Source organism: Micromonospora sp. NPDC000668 (genome assembly GCF_042897975.1).
Classification (GTDB): domain Bacteria; phylum Actinomycetota; class Actinomycetes; order Mycobacteriales; family Micromonosporaceae; genus Micromonospora.
The window spans coordinates 1,337,338-1,356,158 of the sequence record NZ_JBIAYP010000002.1; the positions used below are offsets into that span (position 1 = coordinate 1,337,338).

The 18,821-nt window shown below is 69.9% G+C and carries 9 protein-coding genes and 2 tRNA genes; 5 read left to right on the plus strand and 6 right to left on the minus strand.

Annotation, left to right across the window (positions count from 1 at the left end):
- Positions 1-42: 42 nt before the first annotated feature.
- Complete coding sequence (locus ACFY29_RS15825) at positions 43-1,158, minus strand: globin domain-containing protein (protein ID WP_386986462.1); 1,116 nt, start codon at positions 1,156-1,158, stop codon at positions 43-45.
- A 146-nt stretch (positions 1,159-1,304) separates the two neighbouring features.
- Here ACFY29_RS15825 and ACFY29_RS15830 point away from each other — a divergent pair, with 146 nt between their 5' ends.
- Positions 1,305-2,075, plus strand: coding sequence for a CPBP family intramembrane glutamic endopeptidase (locus ACFY29_RS15830; protein ID WP_386986465.1), 771 nt, complete (start codon positions 1,305-1,307; stop codon positions 2,073-2,075).
- 4 nt (positions 2,076-2,079) lie between these two features.
- Here ACFY29_RS15830 and ACFY29_RS15835 read toward each other — a convergent pair whose 3' ends face one another.
- Positions 2,080-3,738, minus strand: coding sequence for a hypothetical protein (locus ACFY29_RS15835; RefSeq protein WP_386986468.1), 1,659 nt, complete (start codon positions 3,736-3,738; stop codon positions 2,080-2,082).
- A gap of 145 nt (positions 3,739-3,883) precedes the next feature.
- On the opposite strand from ACFY29_RS15835, the gene ACFY29_RS15840 reads away from it, so the two are divergent.
- A tRNA-Ser gene (locus ACFY29_RS15840) sits at positions 3,884-3,974 on the plus strand.
- A gap of 35 nt (positions 3,975-4,009) precedes the next feature.
- A tRNA-Arg gene (locus ACFY29_RS15845) sits at positions 4,010-4,082 on the plus strand.
- Positions 4,083-4,871: 789 nt separating this feature from the next.
- On the opposite strand, the gene ACFY29_RS15850 is transcribed toward ACFY29_RS15845, so the two are convergent.
- From ACFY29_RS15850 to ACFY29_RS15860, 3 genes are all read right to left on the minus strand, one after another.
- Positions 4,872-5,027: a hypothetical protein gene (locus ACFY29_RS15850; RefSeq protein ID WP_386986471.1), complete on the minus strand. Its 156-nt coding sequence runs from the start codon at positions 5,025-5,027 to the stop codon at positions 4,872-4,874.
- 64 nt (positions 5,028-5,091) lie between these two features.
- Positions 5,092-6,414 carry a hypothetical protein gene (locus ACFY29_RS15855; RefSeq protein ID WP_386986474.1) on the minus strand — a complete coding sequence of 441 codons (1,323 nt, stop codon included), beginning with the start codon at positions 6,412-6,414 and terminating at the stop codon, positions 5,092-5,094.
- 101 nt (positions 6,415-6,515) lie between these two features.
- Positions 6,516-7,802 carry a hypothetical protein gene (locus tag ACFY29_RS15860; protein WP_386986477.1) on the minus strand — a complete coding sequence of 429 codons (1,287 nt, stop codon included), beginning with the start codon at positions 7,800-7,802 and terminating at the stop codon, positions 6,516-6,518.
- A 986-nt stretch (positions 7,803-8,788) separates the two neighbouring features.
- On the opposite strand from ACFY29_RS15860, the gene ACFY29_RS15865 reads away from it, so the two are divergent.
- The gene (locus ACFY29_RS15865; RefSeq protein ID WP_386986480.1) at positions 8,789-13,162 is read left to right on the plus strand and encodes an ExeM/NucH family extracellular endonuclease; all 4,374 of its coding nucleotides are present in this window, start codon (positions 8,789-8,791) and stop codon (positions 13,160-13,162) included.
- Positions 13,163-13,468: 306 nt separating this feature from the next.
- Positions 13,469-14,167, plus strand: coding sequence for a GAP family protein (locus ACFY29_RS15870; protein WP_386986484.1), 699 nt, complete (start codon positions 13,469-13,471; stop codon positions 14,165-14,167).
- A gap of 419 nt (positions 14,168-14,586) precedes the next feature.
- Here ACFY29_RS15870 and ACFY29_RS15875 read toward each other — a convergent pair whose 3' ends face one another.
- Positions 14,587-18,684, minus strand: a complete 4,098-nt coding sequence (locus ACFY29_RS15875) for a carboxypeptidase regulatory-like domain-containing protein (protein WP_386986487.1) — start codon at positions 18,682-18,684, stop codon at positions 14,587-14,589.
- Between the last annotated feature and the right edge of the window lie 137 nt (positions 18,685-18,821).

An 18,821-nucleotide genomic window follows, 5' to 3' on the forward strand; every position in this document is an offset into this window, starting at 1 on the left:
CAGGGGGCAGGGGCACGCGCCCCGGTGTGGGGGGAGGAACGTCTAGAGGTCACCGAAGGTGTCGTACCGGATGTGCGGCGGCGGCACCTCGTCCGCGGCCAGCACCCGCAGGGTGGACCGGACCATCCGGGCCGAGCCGGAGACGTAGCAGTCGTGCGTGGTCCACGGGCCGTACCGGGCCACCACGTCCGCGACATCGCCCAGCTCGCCGTCGAAGTCCGGGTCCTCGCTGCACGCCGGAGTGACCGACAACCACGGGTGTACGGCGACCAGCTCCTGCAACCCGGCCAGGCCGTACAGGTCCGCCGCCTGCCGGGCACCGTAGAAGACGTGCACCCATCGGGTCCGGTTGTAGGTGGCCAACTCCTCCACCAGCGCCTTGATCGGCGCCAGGCCGACCCCACCCGCCACGCAGAGGATGTCCCGTTCCGAGGCGCGGTCCAGGGTCATCGACCCCATCGGCGCGGCCAGCCGGAGCAGGTCACCCGGCCGCACCCGGCGGACCAGCACGCCGGACACCCAGCCGGCCCCGGGCGCCCGCACGTGGAACTCCAGCACGTTGTCGTCGTTCGGGGCGTTCGCCACCGAGTACGTCCGCCACACCCGCGGGTGGTGGCGCGGCACCTCCAGGCTGACGTACTGGCCGGCCCGCCAGACCAGCGGATGCTGCAACGCCCGGCAGGTCAGCACGGCGATGTCCGGGCCGTACCGCTCGTGGGTCAGCACCTCGGCGTGCCAGAACGGCGGGTTGTCATCGTCCGCCGCCCCGGCCACCATCTTCGCGCCGATCGCCGCGTACGCGTCCCGCCACGCCTGGTCGTACTCGAGGTTCCAGCCGCCACCGGCCGTGCTGCTCAGCGCGTCCAGCAGAGCAAGGCCCATCGTCGCGTAGTGCCGCTCGTCGACGTGGTACTTGCGGTGATCGCGGCCCAGCGCCCGGAGGAACTCGTCGAAGCTCTCCGGGTCGTCGACGGTGTGGATCGCCGTGATGATCGCTTCCAACAGGCGGTCGCCCTGACCGGTCATCTGCACCGGGAAGAGCTGCCGCAGAGCGGGGTCGAGCAGGAAGAGCCGGGCGTAGAAGTGGCCACTCAGCCGGTCCCGGTGCTCCTCGACCAGGGTCCAGCTCTCCTTCAGCAACCGCGCGACGTTGTCCACCGGGGCGCTCCTTCTCCAGACGGCAGCGGATCGGGCACCCATAGAATCTCCACGGAGAGTGCACGCCGGTCGCACAGAATGTGCGATCGGTTCACGCCGGCCGATCGGCCGTGCCGCCGGTGCCACCCGTCGGGCAGAGTGGTGCGGTGACCGTTGAGCTGACCCGCCCGGTGTCCCGCCGGATTCTGGGGACCGAGACGCTGCTGGTCCTCGGCCTGTCCCTCGGCCAGTCAGCGGTCTACGCGGTGGTCTCGATCATCGCGAAGCTGACCGCCGAGGGGCCGCTCTCCAAGCAGACCGCCTCGCTGAACACCTCGGCGTCGGCCCGACCCTGGCTGGACCTGACGTACCAGCTGCTCGGCATCGTCTTCGCGCTGCTGCCGGTGCTGCTCGCCGTACACCTGCTCACCCGCGACCCCGGCGACCCGGTGCGGACCCTCGGCCTGGACGCCCGGCGGCCCGGCCAGGACCTGGCCCGCGGCGCCGGCCTGGCCGCGCTGATCGGCCTGCCCGGGCTGGCTCTGTTCTGGGTGGCAGCCCAGCTCGGCATCAACGCCACGCTGGTGCCGGCGTCGCTGCCCGACGTCTGGTGGGCGGTCCCGGTGCTGATCCTCGCCGCCGTGCAGAACGCCGTGCTGGAGGAGGTGATCGTGGTCGGCTACCTGGTCACCCGGCTGCGCCAGCTCCAGTGGCGGCTCGCCGCGATCATCGCGGCCAGCGCGCTGCTGCGCGGCTCGTACCACCTCTACCAGGGCTTTGGCGCGTTCGTCGGCAACGCGGTGATGGGCGTCGTGTTCAGCCTCTTCTACCTGCGCACCCGGCGGGTGATGCCGCTGATCATCGCGCACACCCTGCTCGACGTGGTGGCCTTCGTCGGGTACGCGTCGCTGCCGAAGGAGTGGTTCGACTGGCTGTGACCGGTCAGCCCGTCACCGGGGCGGCCGGGGCCCGCCGGTAGACGGCTACCGCCCGGGCCGCGAGCCGGTCGGCCGCCGCCGCGTCACCCAGCGCCGTGGCGAGCACCGCCGCGCCCGGCAGCAGCCGGGACGCCAGTCGCAACGCCAGCCACCCGCCGGCCTGCGCCGTGAGTGGTGCGGCCAGCCGCCATGCGGCCTCCGCCGCCCGAGCCCACGTCCCGTCCGCCGGGTCGCCCGCCGCCCGCGCGGCGGCCAACGCGGCACGCGCGCTCGCCGTGTCCGGGTGCACCTGCGTGAGCACCAGCAACTCGGCGGCCCGGTCCGGATGCGCCGGGTCCTGGCCGTACGCCGCCGCAAGGTGCAGCACCAGGTTCGAATGGGTCCAGAGCACCGAGGTCAGCTCGGCCAGCGGCGCGAAGAGCCCAGCCAGCGCGGCGACCGCCCCGCCCGCGCCTGCCGAGCGCACGAACCGCCTGGTGGCCAGCCGGGCCAGGCCGTCCGCCGGGGCATCCGGGTACCTGGTTCGGAGCCGCTCAGCCCAGTCGGCGGCGGCGGGGCCGAGTGACCGCACCGCGGCGAGGGCCAGCAGCTCCGGGGCGAAGCCGGGGTGGTCCAGCAGGCGGGCGGTCACCGCCCGCAGCTCCGATTCGGGGGTACGCGACGACGCCGGCATGACGTGGGCGCTGTCCCTCTCGTCCCCAGCGGTCTGCTGTTCGGCGGGTTGAGCCGGGGCTGTCGGGGCGGGGTTGTCGGGCACGGCTGTGGCCGAAGCCTGCTCGGCCGGTGGCTGCTCGGCCGGTGGCTGCTCGGCCGGTGGCTGCTCGGCCGGTGGCTGCTCGGCCGGTGGATGCGGTGTGGGTGCGGGGACGGCCTTCTTCGGGGTAACGCTCTTCCGGGTGGACGTCGCTCGCTTGGTCGGGCTCGCGGCGCGCTTGGTGGGGGTCGCCGCCGGAGTGATCGGCTTCACGATCGGCTCGTTGGGGGTCGCCCTCGGGGCGGTCGGGGTTGCAGTCCGCTTGGTGGGGATCGCCGCCTCGGGAGCGGTCGGGGGCGCGTCGGGCGACGGCGGTGTCGTGCTGGATGCCTCGACCGACGCCCTGGCTGCCTTCGTGGTGGCGGCCTTGCGGACGGGGGTGGCGCGGCTGGTCCGGGATTTCGGAGTCCGGGTCGGCGGGTCCGCCGGCTGCTCCGGGCTGGCCTCGGGCGCTCGCTCGTCCGCCGGAGCCACCGAGCTGCCCGGGCCGGTCGGCTCGGTGGTGTTGAGCCGCTCGCCGCTCCCCGTCTCGGGGTCCGTCGGCCCCGGCTCCGCGCCGCTCGCCGCCTCTCGCTCCCGTGGGCCCCGCTGTTCGACGGTCCGAGCGTCCGACGAGCTCGGCTGGTCGGCGGGCTTTGTGCCGCTCCCGGCGGCGGGCGTCGGAACCGGCTGTCGGGGCAGTTGAAGGTCCGGATCCGGAGGTTGGAAGAGCACCGCCGGGGCGGCCTTGGCCCGGCGAGGGCGCTGGCCGCCCGGAGTGGCCGAGGCCACTGTCGGCCCGGATGTCGGTGCCGCCGCGTCCACCGACTGCTCGTCGGTCGGTGGCGTGAAGGTCGCACGCGGGGGGCGCCGACGCGCCCGGTCAGCAGGCTCTCGGCGGGTCGGCTCGCTGGGCGGCTGCTCTTGCATATCGATGGAGCGTAGTCCCGATCACGCCGGCGCACAGCGTCGAATCACGGGGGCCGGCGGCCCCGGTGGGCGTACCGAGGAAGTCGCTTTGCTCCCTGTGGGTGGCGACCTGTATTCTCGGGCGCGGTGGTCTGCGGGCCACCAGGGAGACTTCGCCTAGTCTGGTCTATGGCGCCGCACTGCTAATGCGGTTGGGGTCTTAAAGCCCCTCCCGGGTTCGAATCCCGGAGTCTCCGCGCGAAAGCCGGGTGTGTACACTGGCTGAGCACCTGCGCCCGTAGCTCAATGGATAGAGCATCTGACTACGGATCAGAAGGTTAGGGGTTCGAGTCCCTTCGGGCGCACAAGATCAAAAGGCGTCTGACTTGCCAAAAGGCGGTCAGGCGCCTCTTGTCATTCCGTGCCGATGGACGCATTGGTGCTCGAATGGTGCTCGTACGACGAGCTGTCCTACGTCCCGGCCTGTCCGTCTCCGTCGATGTAGCCACGGCCGTGTTCGATGAAGGACGCGATCGTGCGATGTGGGCAGGCGAGGGGGAGCCGGCCGCTCGCAGCGGAACGGCATCCCGATGGGCGCCCTGAGCGTCGCCGTCCTGGTCGCCTACGGGCTCGCGCTGGGTTTACCGCTTCGCGGCTTCAATGCGTCTCGGTGTTGCCGGCCGCCTTGGGCGCCTTCGCAGCAGCATCGCCGGCCGCAGCCTCCGGCGTGGGCGTACCGGACTTTGTGCGCCCGGGTCAGCTCGATGAGCTTCGGCTTGGGCATCTGAGCTTTGCGCAGGGTGGCCCGCAGTCGCTGCATGTTGGCCGGTTCCACCCAATGGGGCAGACCGAGCCGCCAACACAGGCGACGGCGGTGTTCCCGCCGACGCGGGTGCCAACCGGCGACTTGACCACCGGCACTCCGCCCGGCTCGTACGACCGGGTCGTGGTCACCTACCTGGACGCCAACGCCCGCGCGGTGAATACCGCCGAACCCGATGGGCAGATCAGCACGGCCCGGTTCGACGGGTACGGCAACCAGGTGCGGGAGTTGACCGCGGCCAACCGCCAGCGGGCGCTGGATGCCTCGATTAGCGACACCCTGCAGGCCGACCCGCCGACGCGATTGAGAGCGCCGGCGGGTGCAGAGACGTTCAGGCAGCCGGATCGATTACCGTCGGGTCGATCAGAGCCGAGGCGATCTTGGCGGCGATCTCGGCGACGCTGTCCTCCGCGGTGTCGAAACCCATCATGTCGCCGAGGAACGAGCTGTACTCCTTCACGTCGGCGAACGTGACGTTGTGCAGCACCGGAATCACGGCAGAAAGCAGGCCCGGGCGGAAAGCCCGGGCCTGCTCTGCGGGACCAGCACGTCTAGCCGACGAAGACCACCGCGCTCACCGCGCTCTGGAAGGAGGTCGCGCTGCCCGCGTACGTCGCGCGCCAGTAGCCGGGGCCCGGCTCGTCGAGGAACGCCTCGAACGAATACCCGTCCGGGTTCGTCGGGTTGTACGAGATGTCGAACGAGCTGACCGTGTGCCAGCCGGCGGTGCCGTCCTTGGAGAACTGGATGTCGACCGGCATTTGTCCGGGCGTGGAGTTGTTCAGGAACTGCAGGTGCCCGTGCAGCCACACCTGGCCGTCCGCGCTCCGCTCGCCGAAGAAGTCGGTGAACTGGGTGCGGTCCAGCACGACCACCTGCTTGTCAACGTGGGTGACCGTGGTGACGAACGGGTCCGGGTAATAGGTGGAGACCCGCAGCGTCCCACCCCAGAACGGGCTGACCGTGACCTGGTACCGCCCCTGCCCGTCCGTGCTGGTGGCGCCCAGCAGCGTGCAGTAGTCGCGGGTGTCGCAGTACGAGACGTAGACCGGCGCATCGGGCATCGGCCGCCACTCCTGCGGCGTCTTCCAGCTCAACTCGCCGGTGAGAGTGACCTGCTCACCGTTGATTACGGTGTCGCGGTCGAGGTCCGCGGTGATTCGGGTGTCTGCCAGCCGGACCTCCGGGGCCTGGGTGTCGGCGTACGCCTGGAGGTGGAAGCGCCGCGAGTCGTCCCAGAGCGTGGTGAGGTAGCCGGCCTCGTCGGCGTACTGGACCTCCGTGGTCAGCTCGAAGTGGCCGACCTTTCCGGAGACCCCGTCGGCCGGGTTGCCGTACCAGGTGACGAACTCGATCGGGAAGTTCTCGACCGGCTTGACGTCGCCGGTGCCGGGCCACCGGCCCATCAGCCGACCGGAGGCGGTGACCTTTCGCTTGTCGTACGAGACGGTCCGGGTGACCTTGAGGTCCTTGAAGAACATCTTCACCATGTACGCCAGGAAGCCGACCGACCGCTGCTCGACGTGCACGCCGTCGGCGTCGGTGATCTCCGAGTCCAGCCGGTAGGCGCCGAGCTCGGGAAGGATCACCGCGTCGTCCGCCTGCCACCAGCCGTTCTGCTCGGTGCCGTTGACCAGGTGGAACGAGTCGACGACGGCGATCTCCTGCTCGGTCGCCGGCGAGATGACGTGGATCTTGATGCTGGCGACCCCGGCGTCGGCGCTCACGCCGACCTGGATTTGGCCCAGCTCCTCCTCGACGCTGCTCGCCCAGAGCACCGCCGGCGCGGCGGACGCCGCCTGGGCCGCCGTCGGCGCGAGACCGCCGGCGGCGACGCCCACCGCGATCGCCACCGCGGACACGAATTTCCGCACTAATTTCCTCCCCGTGGAATGGATGGGCCCCGCCGGGCGAGTGGTCACCGGTGACGACCGCCGATCGCCCGGCCCGTCGGTGACGGGCCGGGCGTCGGGTGTCACGGCAGGGTACGGATCCGCAAGGTCACCATCTCCGGCTCGGCCGACTGGTCAGTGACCGCGTAGATCTTGTTGCCGGACACGGCCAGCCCCCCCTTGACCAGGTTGTGCGCCCACGTCTCCTGGTTCGGCAGGTGCCCGAATTCGTACGTGCTGATCGGCGTGGTGCCGCCCGGCTCGAAGACCCAGACGTCCTTGTCGTACGACGAGTTGGTGCCGGCGACGACGAGGCCGTCGGGCCGGATCGCCACGGCGTTCGGGTACGTCACGGTCGGGTACCGGTGCACCTCGACGAGGTCGGACGTGCGCAGGACCGGGTGGTAGTACGGCGCGCCCGAGGGGACGATCACCTCGGTGCCGTCGGGAGTGACCGCCAACTGCGCGACCGAGCCACCGTCGGTGCGGCTGATCGCCCGCTGGACCAGCCCCGTCGCGGTGGCCTCGAAGCGGACCAGCAGGGCGGGGCTGGTGCCCGTCGCGCCGGCGATCAGCATGTCGGGCTGAGCGGGCGAGGTGGCCAGCAGCATCGCCGAGCTGATCCGCTCGTCGATGGCGTCCACGGCGTTCACGGAGAACTTGCCGGTCGCGAGGTCGACCCGGCCGATGCCCGCCGTGGGCTCGTTCTCGCATCCCCAGGAGACCCAGAGCTGGCCGGCCGCGAAGGCCATGTCCTTCGGGCACGTCATGGTCCCGTCGGTCTTCCCGGCGAACTGCCCGTCCAGTTCCCACGTGTCCAGGTCCACGATCCTGAGCCAGTCCTGGTCGCCGGCGGCGATGTAGAGCTTGCTGCCGTCCGGGCTCAGCGTCATCCCGGCGGCCCCCGGCGCGATGCCCTGAAGGGTGCGAAGGACGTTGCCGTCCAGGTCGGTGACGATCAGACCGTCGGTGCCCTTGCCCCCGGTTATGTAGACCCGGCCGCGTGCCTCGTCTACCAGGATGTCGCCGAACCGGAAGCCGGTGACGTACCCCGGGATCGGGATCTGGGCGTTCACGTCGGTGCTCGGAGGCGAGGTGGTGGTGGTCGGGGTCGGCGTCGGGCTGGCGGTCGGGCTGGACGTCGGCGACGCGGTGGGACGTGGCTTCCGTCCCGGCCGCGGAGACTGGGGCGCCTTGTCGGCCTTCGACTTGGTGCTGTCAGCGACCAGGTGCGCTTCCGCCGCGCTGTCGTCGGCGGACCGGTCGCTGCCCGCCACGGCGGTGCCCGCACCGGCGGCCAGGAGGGCGAGCACGCCCACCCCCACCATCCAGACCCGGGCGCGCCGGCCCCTGTTTGCTGTTCGGCTCATCGTTCCCCGTTCTGATCCGATATGCGACGCGGGCCGGGATCGGATCCTGGCCCGCCGACCAGAAGGCGCTCCGAAGTGCGAAGACGTTACGCGAAACACCATCGGCATCGAGGAGGCCAGATGACTGGAGGTAGTGGATCTATCTCTGCCCCGGCCCCGTCGCGGGCAGGCCCGAAGCCGCGACGTGAGGAAGCCCTGCGGCCGGTAGGAATGGACAGGTGAACGCCGGGCGGGCGGGCCCTGAACCTCCTGAACAGGCCATCCGACCTCGCCGAGGAGGGGTGATCCGGGCCGCGAAGAAGGCGGCGGCGACACGTACGTCTCCGAGCCCAGAAGCGCGAGTGCCGCTGGCCCCGGCCCCGCCTCCGGGTCCACTCGTTGTGCCGGCCGTCCGCTGGGCTCTCTCGGTCAGGTCGACGTGCAACCGTTTCTTGCGGATCACTCCGTCCAAGGCTGCGGTCGTCCGCCGGCCGGACCCGGAGGTGGTCATCGCCGTGCAGGACCAGCTGCAACGCTAGACCACCCCGGGGTCAAGCCCGGGGGCGCCGACAACGACAGATCGTTGACCGATTGCATGGTTGGCCGGCAACCGGCCGGGCTGCGTGGCCAGGACCCGCGGCGGCGTGTCGCACCTGCCGTGAGGTTGCCCTTGTCCTCGCCGTCGACAACGGAGTCCCACAACCGCGGCTAACAAGGTTCACCAAATGATCAACTGACCGCAAGGTTGCTCGGGGAAACGCCCGAATCAGCCTGCACCGGACCTGTTTCGAGCGGCATTCCGGCCACTGGCGCTCCGAGCGGTCATCCGGCGGGTCTGTCGCTAATGGCCATTCGGCCGATGCGATCGCCACAATCGGTCGGCGGCCTCGATCAGTTCTGTTCATCTAGCCGTGATCAATCCGCTCCATACACCGGGCGGCTCTTGGGCGGACAGGAAAAGGCCTCTAATCTCCACCTGGCCAACCCCGCCATCGGAGGCGAACTTAATGGACTGGAACCGGCGCAAACGAACACGCAACGTGTTCAGCGTCCTCCTCGCAAGCGGCGCGCTGCTTCTGACCAGCGGGGCACCCGCGCTGGCGGAGCCAGCGGCATCGGACCCCTTTATCAGTGAGATCCACTATGACAACGCTGGTACCGACACCGGCGAGGCCATCGAGATCGAGGCGCCCGCCGGCTTCGATCTGACCGGCTGGCAGATCGTTCTGTACAACGGCGCGAACGGTGCGGCCTACAACACCCGCACGCTGAGCGGCCCGATGCCGGCGGCCGGTGTGGTCGTCGCGACGTACCCGACGGACGGCATCCAGAACGGGTCGCCCGACGGCGTAGCGCTCGTCGCCCCGGGCGGTGCCGTGGCGGAGTTCCTCACCTACGAGGGGACGATGACCGCCGTCGGCGGGCCGGCCAATGGGCTGACCGGCGTCGACATCGGCGTCGCGGAGACCGCGACCACGCCGGCCGGCGAATCGCTGCAGAAGATCGACGGTACGTGGCGGGCCCCCGCGCCGAGCAGCTTCGGCGCCGTGAACACCGTCCCGGGCGGCGGTGATCCCGACCCGGATCCGGCTCCGGGCTGCACCGTCACCGTTGACCACACCATTGGCGAGGTCCAGGGCGGCGGAGACGCCACGCCGCTCGCGGGCGCCCGGGTCACCGTCGAAGGCGTGGTGACCGCCGACCATCGCAGCGGTGGCTACAACGGCGTCTACGTGCAGACCGCGGGCAGCGGCGGGGACCGTCCCGTTGCCGCGGGCACCGCCTCGGACGGCATCTTCGTCTACCTAACAACCAGCACGGCCAACCACCCGTCGGTCGCGATCGGCGACCGGGTCCGGGTCAGCGGCACCCCGAGCGAGTTCAACGGGCTCACCCAGCTCACCATCGGCGCGAAGGCCGACGTGCAGGTCTGCGAGCACAGCCAGACGCTGCCCGCGCCCGTCCCGGTCGGCCTGCCGCTCGCCGACGGTGCCCGCGAGTCGGTCGAGTCGATGCTGGTGTCGCCGGTCGGCCAGTACACCGTCTCCGAGGTGTACAACACCAACCGCTACGGCGAGGTCGTGCTCACCGCCGGTGATCGTCCGGCCGCCAACCCCACGGACGTCGCCCGTCCGGGCTCGGACGAGGCGAAGCAGGTGGCCGCCGCGAACAAGCTCGCGCGGATCCTGCTCGACGACGGTCGGACCACCAACCTGTCCACCGCCAGCCTGCTGCCGCCGTACCTGTCGAAGGCCAGCCCGCTGCGGGTCGGCGACTCGGTAGAGGCATTCGGGTCGTCGGTGCTCTCGTACGGCTTCAACGAGTGGCGCCTGCAGCCCACCACCCCGGTCGACGCGGACACCGCGCCGCCCGCCCGGACCAGCTTCAAGACCACCAACCCGCGTACCCCGCAGCCGGTGGACGTCGGCGGCGACGTGCGGGTGGGCAGCTTCAATGTGCTGAACTACTTCGTGCACTTCGGCGGGGACGCCCGCGGCGCCGCTGACGAGGCCGGTCTGGCCAAGCAGGAGGCGAAGATCGTCTCGGCGATCAGCGCGCTGGGTGCCGACGTGGTAGCGCTCGAGGAGATCGAGAACTCGGTCCGGTTCGACGCAGGCGACCCGCAGCAGGCGCTCAAGCGCCTGGTCGCCGCCCTGAACACCAAGGACGGCAACGGCACCTGGGACTACGTCCGCAGCCCGGCCAACCTGCCCGGCCCAACCCAGCAGGACTTCATCACCACGGCGATCATCTTCAAGCCGGCGAAGGTACAGCCCAAGGGCCCGTCGCGGTCGGTGAACGACGAGACCGTCTGGTCCAACGCCCGCGAGCCCATCGCACAGACCTTCACCGCGGGGAAGATCGCCTTCACCGTGATCGCCAACCACCTCAAGTCCAAGAGCGGCACCGGGACCGGCGACAACGCCGACACCGGCGACGGCCAGGGCTCGTGGAACGGCGACCGGGTCCGTCAGGCGCGGGCGCTGGCCGCCTTCGTCGACCAGGTCAAGGCGGACAGCGGCACCGACGACGTGCTGCTGCTCGGCGACTTCAACGCCTACACCCACGAGGACCCGATGCAGGTCCTCTACGACAAGCAGTACCGGGACCTGAACAACACCGGCAAGGCCACCTACGTCTTCAGCGGCGAGTCCGGCTCCCTCGACCACGCCCTCGCCTCCCCGTCGCTCGCGGCCCGGGTCACCGGCGTCGACGTGTGGCAGATCAACGCGGTCGAGTCGTACGCGTTCCAATACGACGGGCTGTCCGCCTTCTACGAGGCGAACCCGTACCGGGCCAGCGACCACAACCCGCTCGTGGTGGGCATCAACACCCGCGCGAACCCGGTCAACCTGCAGCTGCTCAGCATCAACGACTTCCACGGCCGGCTGGAATCCCCAGCCACCGTCGGCGGCCAGCCGGTCGGCGGCGCCGCCCAGCTCGCCGGCCTGGTCGGGCAGCTGCGCGCGCAGAACCCGAACACCGCGTTCGTGTCCGCTGGCGACAACATCGGCGCATCCACGTTCATCTCGGCGATCGACGGGGACAACCCGACGATCGACGCGCTGAACCAGGCCGGCCTCGCCGCCTCGGCGGTGGGCAACCACGAGTTCGACAAGGGCATCGCCGACCTCACCGGCCGGGTGTCCGACCGCGCCGACTTCCCGTACCTGGGCGCCAACGTGTACCGGGGCGACGCCAGGGCGCTGCCGGCGTACTCCGTCAGCACGGTGGGCGGGGTGCGGGTGGGCTTCGTCGGCGTGGTGACCGAGCAGACCAAGTCGCTGGTCAGCCCCGACGGCATCGCCGGGCTGGCTTTCCGCGACCCGGTCGCCGAGGCCAACCTGGTCGCCGGCCAGCTCAAGGACGGCAACCCGGACAACGGGGAGGCCGACGTGGTGGTGCTGCTCGCGCACGAGGGCGCCGCGACGGAGAACATCACCTCCGCCGAGGCGCTGGCCAACGACGCGGTCTTCGGCAAGTTCACCCGGGTCGACGCCACCATCGACGCGATCTTCAGCGGCCACACCCACCAGCCGTACGCGTTCGAGCTCCCGGTCCCCGGATCGGACCGGCTGCGTCCGGTGGTACAGGCCGAGGACTACGGCAAGCGGCTGGGCAAGGTCGCGCTGACCTACGACCCGAACACGGGCCAGGTCACGACGGCCGACGCGCAGCTGGTCGACGTGGTCGGCGCGCCGCAGGACCAGGCGGTGGCCGACATCGTGGCCGCCGCCAAGACCAAGGCAGGCGAGCTCGGCAAGCAGCAGCTGGGCTCGATCACCGCGGACATCAAGCGGGCCTACACCAACGGAAACGAGGACCGGGGCAAGGAGTCGGCGCTCGGCAACTTCATTGCCGACGTGCAACTCGCCGGCACGAAGGACTCGGGCCGGGGCGGGGCGCAGATCGCATTCATGAACCCCGGTGGCCTACGCGCCGACCTGCTCTACCGCACCGACGGCATGGTGACCTACGCGGACGCATTCGCCGTCCAGCCGTTCGCCAACGACGTGGTGACAAAGAGCTACACCGGCGCCCAGATCAAGCAGGTGCTGGAGGAGCAGTGGCAGCCAGACGGGGCGTCCCGTCCGGTGCTGTGGCTGGGTGTCTCGAAGGGGTTCAGCTACACCTACAACCCCGACGCGCCGAAGGGCTCGCGGATCACCTCGATCAAGCTCAATGGCACCGCGCTCGACCCGGCGGGCACGTACCGGGTCACGGTGAACTCGTTCCTCGCCGCGGGCGGTGACAACTTCGCCACCCTCGGCGACGGCGCCGACCCGGCGACCACCGGCGACAACGACCTCACCATGCTGGTGAGCTACTTCGCCGCGAGCTCGCCAGTCACCGCGGACCCCCAGCCGCGGTCGGCCGTCGGGCAGGCGGGTCCGCAGTGCACCACGACCATCACCGGCGCGTACCGCAAGCCGCTGGTGGTCACCGCGGGCCTGACCTGCCTGGAGAACGCCACGATCGGCGGCCCCGTCACGGTCAACCCAGGCGCCTCGCTGGTGGTCACCGGCGGCACCATCAGCGGCCCGGTGTACGCCACCCGCCCGGTCCTGTTCGATCTCGCCAGCGCCACCGTGTCCGGCCCGGTCACCGTCACCGGCGCGACCGGCCAGCTGAACATCACCAAGGGCAAGGTGACCGGCCCAGTGTCGGTCACCGCCAACACCGGTGGAGTCCGGATCGACACCGTTACCGTCAGCGGTCCGATCACCGTCAACAGCAACACCGGCAGCCAACCGGTAGTCATCTCCGCCAACACCATCAGCGGACCCCTCGCCTGCTCGGGCAACACCCCGGCCCCGGCAAACGAGAGCCGACCCAACAGCGTTAAGGGCCCCGCATCAGGCCAGTGCGCGCGACTGTAATCCATATGTGAGTCGCGGTCAGCGGCCGGAGCCTGACAGGCTCCGGCCGCTGACTCTGTTCCAGTCGCAGTCGTCAAGACGTTCGTCGGAGACAACCGTGCCTTCCGCGGCGACAACCGCTTTCTTGTTGGCTGTTCTAGCGATCGCAGGGTCCGCTCCGGGCAGAAGGTGCGGGGTTGGGCAACAGTCAAGACGTTCGAGGTCTGTCACTGGATGAGCGAGACCGATCTTCCGCGCCCAGCAACGCCTGTCGTCCGGGCTAGCGGGCGTCAAGCCGCCGGTCATCGAACGGCGGAGGACGACAATGTGACCGTCGATGAGGAAGGTGCCGGGGCTGTGTCAATCGTGACCGTGGGGGCAGTGTTCGGGCTGGCCCTGCTCGACATGCTCAGCCCCGCCCTCATCGGAGTGACCGTCTACCTGCTCCTGGCACGCCCCCGACGCCTCGGGCTCCTACTGGGCCTGTACCTGGGAACGATCGCCGTCGCATACCTCGCTCTTGGCGTCCTACTGATGTTGGGGCTGGGAGCGATACTGCCTGCGATCGACCCGTCAGTATGGGCGTGGATCCAGGGCGGGATCGGTATCGCACTCTTCGCTGGTAGCTGGTTCATCCCCGCGAAGAAACGACCCGACGTAGAGCCGGCTCCGGTCAAGACCCCCACCCCGCGCTCGATGGTCCTCGTGGGGCTGGGGACCTGGCTCTTCGAGTTCTACACCGCGGTCCCGTACTTCGGCGCGATCGGAATCATGACCTCCGCCAGACTGGAACCAGCACAGTGGCTCCTGCTGCTGGGGGTCTACGTGATCATCATGATCCTGCCCGGCATCGCTTTGTACTTGGCATGGTTGCTACTGCGCGAGCGAATGCAGGAACGCCTCGAACGCTGGCAACGAAAGATCGCGGGCGGCTCGCGCACCGCAATGAGCTGGATCGTCGGCATCGCCGGTGTACTGATCTTCCTCGACGCGCTCCCCAACGAAATCGCCATCACAATCCCTTAACCAACAGGAACACGGCTCCCGCTCGCAGCAGCGGTGACTGCGTGGCACGCCAGCTACGCCAGCGGCGTGCTGCCCGAGTCGGAACTACCCGCACCAGGCCCTCGGCTGGGACCACGACTGCGTCGGCTTCGACTACGTCCACTGCGCCGTGGACGACCACAGCCGCCTCGCCTACGCCGAGATCCACCCCGCTCTGGAACGCCAAGCCCTCACGGCCCTCGCTAGCGCCTCGCTTTGGAACCGGGACCGGTGAGGTGGTGGGCCGGCAGCCGGCCGCGCCCGCGCGGGCCATGACCCGCTCGGCGTAGGCAGGTCCGTTCGATGCCCGACGGCGACCCGGCCACCTGGATGGTGACCGGGCCGCCGTCGTACAGGACGCGCGCTACGGGACGCGCGCTACGGCGCGCCCCGTGTACGCGCTACCGGAGCGGGTCGAGCGAGAAGTCCGCCGTGACCGTCTTGCCCGCCTTGAGCGTGACCTTCGCCGTTTCAGGCACGTAGCCCTGGACCGCAACGACCAGCGTGAGCGGGTTCACCGTCGCGTTGATCCAGTACGCGTACGTACCGTCGTCCTCGGTGACCAGCGTCTGGCGGTATCCCTTGCTGCCGGTCACCTGGACGATGGCGCCACCCAACGGCCCACCGGTGGCCGAGGAGGTGACGGTGCCGGCGACCTTGCCCCACGACTTCGGGGCGGTGACGTTCATCGACACCGGCACCTCAGCCACGCGGTACGGCGTGTTGGTGCTGGCACCGATCGCGGCGGCGTACGCGCCCGGCTGGTCGACGTCGGCCGACATGGTCGCCTTTACCGTGACCGACTCGCCCGGCTCGAGCGAGAAGGACGGGTTGTCGAAGGACACCCAGTCCGCCGGAGCGCCCGAGCTACCCGTCACGTTCATCACGATGTGCATGCCCGGGAAGCCGATCGACGAGGTGTCGGCCGGTTCGGAGATGCCGCAGTCCACCGAGGCGATGTACGACGGCGCCGTCTGGCCGGCGTCGTTCGAGCCGATGAAGAAGTAGCCATCCGCAGGGACGCTCACCTCGACCACCAGGGTGCCACCGGACGGAACCGCGCCCTCGACCGGGACCGTCACCAGAGTGCCGTTACCGGCCGGAACCGTGGCGTCGGCCGAGCCGATGAGCGTCATGTTGGCGTACCGCAGGTCGCCCTCGAGCGTGTAGAGGTTGACCGTGAGCGGCTGGCTCCCCTGGTTCACCTCCACCCCGAACGACACGCTCGACACGTCCAGGCCGTTGAGCCCGAAGTCGTCCAACGTGAACGTCCGCAGGTAGGAGTTGTTCCGGGTGGTGGCGCCGTTGTTGCACGACGCCGAGTTGCCGGTCATGATCGCCTGCGACGCGGAGTGCGTGATGCTGATCTCGTCGGCCGGGATCGGCGCCGCCAGCGGCGTCATCGTCCCGCCCTTGACGCTCGACGGCGACATCGACGGGCCGCCCGCCGACAGCTTCCCCTTCGGGGCCACCGACGCCGGGACGGTCGCTTCACCCTTCACCGCCGTGAGAGCACCCGTGGCGACCGGCTCGAACTCGCCGCCGCCGGCTTCCAGCTCGACCGACGCCGGGGCGGTGCCCTCGTTGGTGATCGTGAGCTCCTCGGTGTGCGAACCGCCCATCGGCAGCTCGGCATGGGTGTCGCCGTCCGAAGCGATGGTCACCTTGCCCGCCGCCAGCGCGGCATCGAACCTCACGGTGCCGTCCTCGGTGACCGTGACCGAGCCGGTGGCACCCTGGTAGTTCGGCGCCGTGACCTCGACCGAGTAGTCACCGGTGAGGACCGACGTCGAGTACGTGCCGTCCGCTCCAGTGGTCGCGGTCTTGCTCTGGGCCTCGGAGGAGACCGCCACGGTCGCGCCAGAGATCGGCGCACTCGTGTTCCGGTCGGTCACCGTGCCGGTCACCGTGCCCCGCGGCGCGGAGTCGTAGTGGATCGACATTCCGGCGTTGATCGCCTGGGTGTTGTAGGAGAACTGATGGGCGATGGTGCCGTTCTCGTTCTCGATTCCCACCGTGGCCGAGCTGCCTGCTGAGAGCGCTCCGCCCGAGTTCGCCCCGTAGCCGAGCTCGATCTCACCGTTCGCCAAGAGTGTCACGGAGAAGTTCGTCCGCTCGGCGCGGTTGGAGAAGAACGCGACGTTCCGGTACTCGAGGACGAACGCGTCGACCCCATCGACCTGGGTGGCCGCGGAGTACAGACCCGACGAGGCGTCGAAGAACAGGTCGTCCCACAGCCCGTAGATCGCCGCGTTGGGTACGGAACTGTTCGGGATCTGGACGTTGCCGAGTGAGGTCGAGAGCCCGGCGAAGTTCACGTGGCCGTTGGTGGTCACGTACGCCGTCGTGTAGTCGCCCTCGTAGTACGGGAACGAGAACGGCAGCGGGACCGTGGTCGCCGCGTCGTCACCGGTCAGGTTCACCCGGGTGTCACCCGTGGCGGCCCCGTCGCTGCCGACCGTGCAGAAGTACCCGAAGTCGTCGTACCGACGGGCGATCTCGGCGGTGACCGTCTCGTCACCGTCGACGACGACCTCCTCCGAGAACGCGCTCGTGCAGGTGCCGCCCTCGATCGAGATGGTGTAGGTGCCCTCGGGCACGTCGGCGAACGCGAACGCGCCGTTGGCGTCGGTGGTGACCGGGTCGATCGGTGCGGAGATGCTCACCGTGGTGCCGACGAACGGGTTGCCCGTGGCGACGTCCGTGACGGTGCCGGACACGGTGTGGCGTGGCGCGGCCTCGAGGTCGATGTCCACCGTGGTGGTCGCGTCGACGGTGACCGTGGCGCCGGTCGGGGCAGACGGCAGGTAGCCGAACGCCGAGGCCGAGACCTGGTAGTCGCCCACGGCGACGCGGGCGGAGTACGTGCCGTCCGTGCCGGTGGTGACGGTACGGTCGTGCTCGCCGTCGACCGTCACGCGCGCCCCGCTGATCGGGTCGCCGTCGGTCTCGGTGACGGTGCCGGCAACGGTGCCCATGTCACCGATCGGCGCAGCGTCGATCAGCGCGGCCAGGTCGAGCGTGCCCTCGCCGTAGACGTTGTTGTTCTCGGCGGTGCCGCCGCACGAGGTGTCGTCGACGTTGTGGGCGGCTTGGTTCAGCAGTTCCCAGGTGCCCGGAATGTCGCCGATCAGCGCCGGTGCGGCGCTCCACAGTACGGCGACGGCGCCCGCGAGGTGCGGGGCGGCCATCGAGGTGCCGTTGAAGAGCGCGTACCCATCACCCGGGACCGAGGAGCGAACGGCCACGCCCGGGGCCGAGATGTTCGGCTTGATCCCGCCGCCCTCACCGGGACCGCGCGAGGAGAAGGACGCGATGCGGCCCGAGGAGTCGACCGCGCCCGCCGAGTAGTTCGTAGTGTTCGCGCCCGGCGAGGAGGTCGTCTGGCAACCGGGACCGCTGTTGCCCGCCGACCAGGCGCCGAAGATGCCGGCGGCAGCCCACGCGTCGGTGATGTCCTGGTACCAGTCGTCGATGGCCCCGGCGGCGACCGCGCCCCACGAGTTGTTGACGACCTGCGGCCGCTTCGCCGGGTCGGGGTCGGTGCCGTCCGTGCGGGTCGGCGCGGTGATCCACTCACCGGACTCGAGCAGGTCGGCGTCCGAGCAGGTGTCGCAGCCGTTGGCCTCGATCCACTGCGCGTCGGGCGCGACACCGATCTGGTTGCCCGCGCCGTCGTCGCCCATCATGGTGCCCATGGTGTGGGTGCCGTGCCCGTTCACGTCGCACGGATTGCCGGCGCCGCACCGCCCGGAGGAGTCGAACGCGTTGTAGTCGTTGACGATCGTCCCGTCAGGCTGCCGACCGCGGTAACCGTCGGCGAGCGCCGGGTGGTCGAACTGGACGCCGGTGTCGACGCTCGACACGACGATGCCCTCGCCCGTGAAGCCCTGGGCCCAGACCTCAGGGGCGTTGATGAAGTCGAGGCCCCACTCGACCGTGGCCGGGGCGTTCGCCGGCGCCTTCTCGCGCTTGACCGGTTCGACGAGGTCGAACTTCGTGGTCTCGGTGATCTGGCTGACCTCGGACTGCGCGGCGAGCTCCTTGGCGAGCTCCAGCGTGCCGTCCTCGACGAGGATGCGGTTGCTGATCCAGAAGCTCTCGTGGTCGACGCCGTTCGCCTCGAGCTGCTGGATCACGTCCGCCTGGGACGTCTTGGCCGTGCTGGTGAGCGCGTCGTAGACGTGCTGGCCGCGCTTGCCCCAGTCGGCGATGTTCGGCGCCGCGTCCAGGTTGGCCTTCGCCGACAGCTTCACCCAGAAGTCCGCCGAGTCGTGCGTGGTGAGCGTCTTCTCGACGGCCGAGGTGAGCTTGTCGGCCGGGTTGGCTGACGGTGCTGTGGTCGACGGCGCGGCGAACGCGGGTACTGCGCTCGCCATCGCTGTCGCGAGAACCGCGAAAGCCGTGGTCACGACTGACGCGCGTCTCGCATGTCTGGTTCGTGTGTGCACGGAACCTCCATGTACTAGCGCGCCGCAGAGACAGGACGCGCACGACACCCCACGGTCGTGGGCTATAGACCAACATGGATGATGCGGCGCAGGTGGGTCTACCCGGCGGCATGGGCAACTCGGGAGCACTCCGGTCAACTCGTGGCTGACTGATGGTCAGCGCGTCATAACCGTGCGGCGTTTCC

Bases quoted from the DNA above. Each gene is read 5' to 3' on its own strand.
- ACFY29_RS15865 (WP_386986480.1), top strand. From the start codon at position 8,789: ATGGACTGGAACCGGCGCAAACGAACACGCAACGTGTTCAGCGTCCTC.
- ACFY29_RS15860 (WP_386986477.1), bottom strand. From the start codon at position 7,802: ATGAGCCGAACAGCAAACAGGGGCCGGCGCGCCCGGGTCTGGATGGTG.
- ACFY29_RS15835 (WP_386986468.1), bottom strand. From the start codon at position 3,738: ATGCAAGAGCAGCCGCCCAGCGAGCCGACCCGCCGAGAGCCTGCTGAC.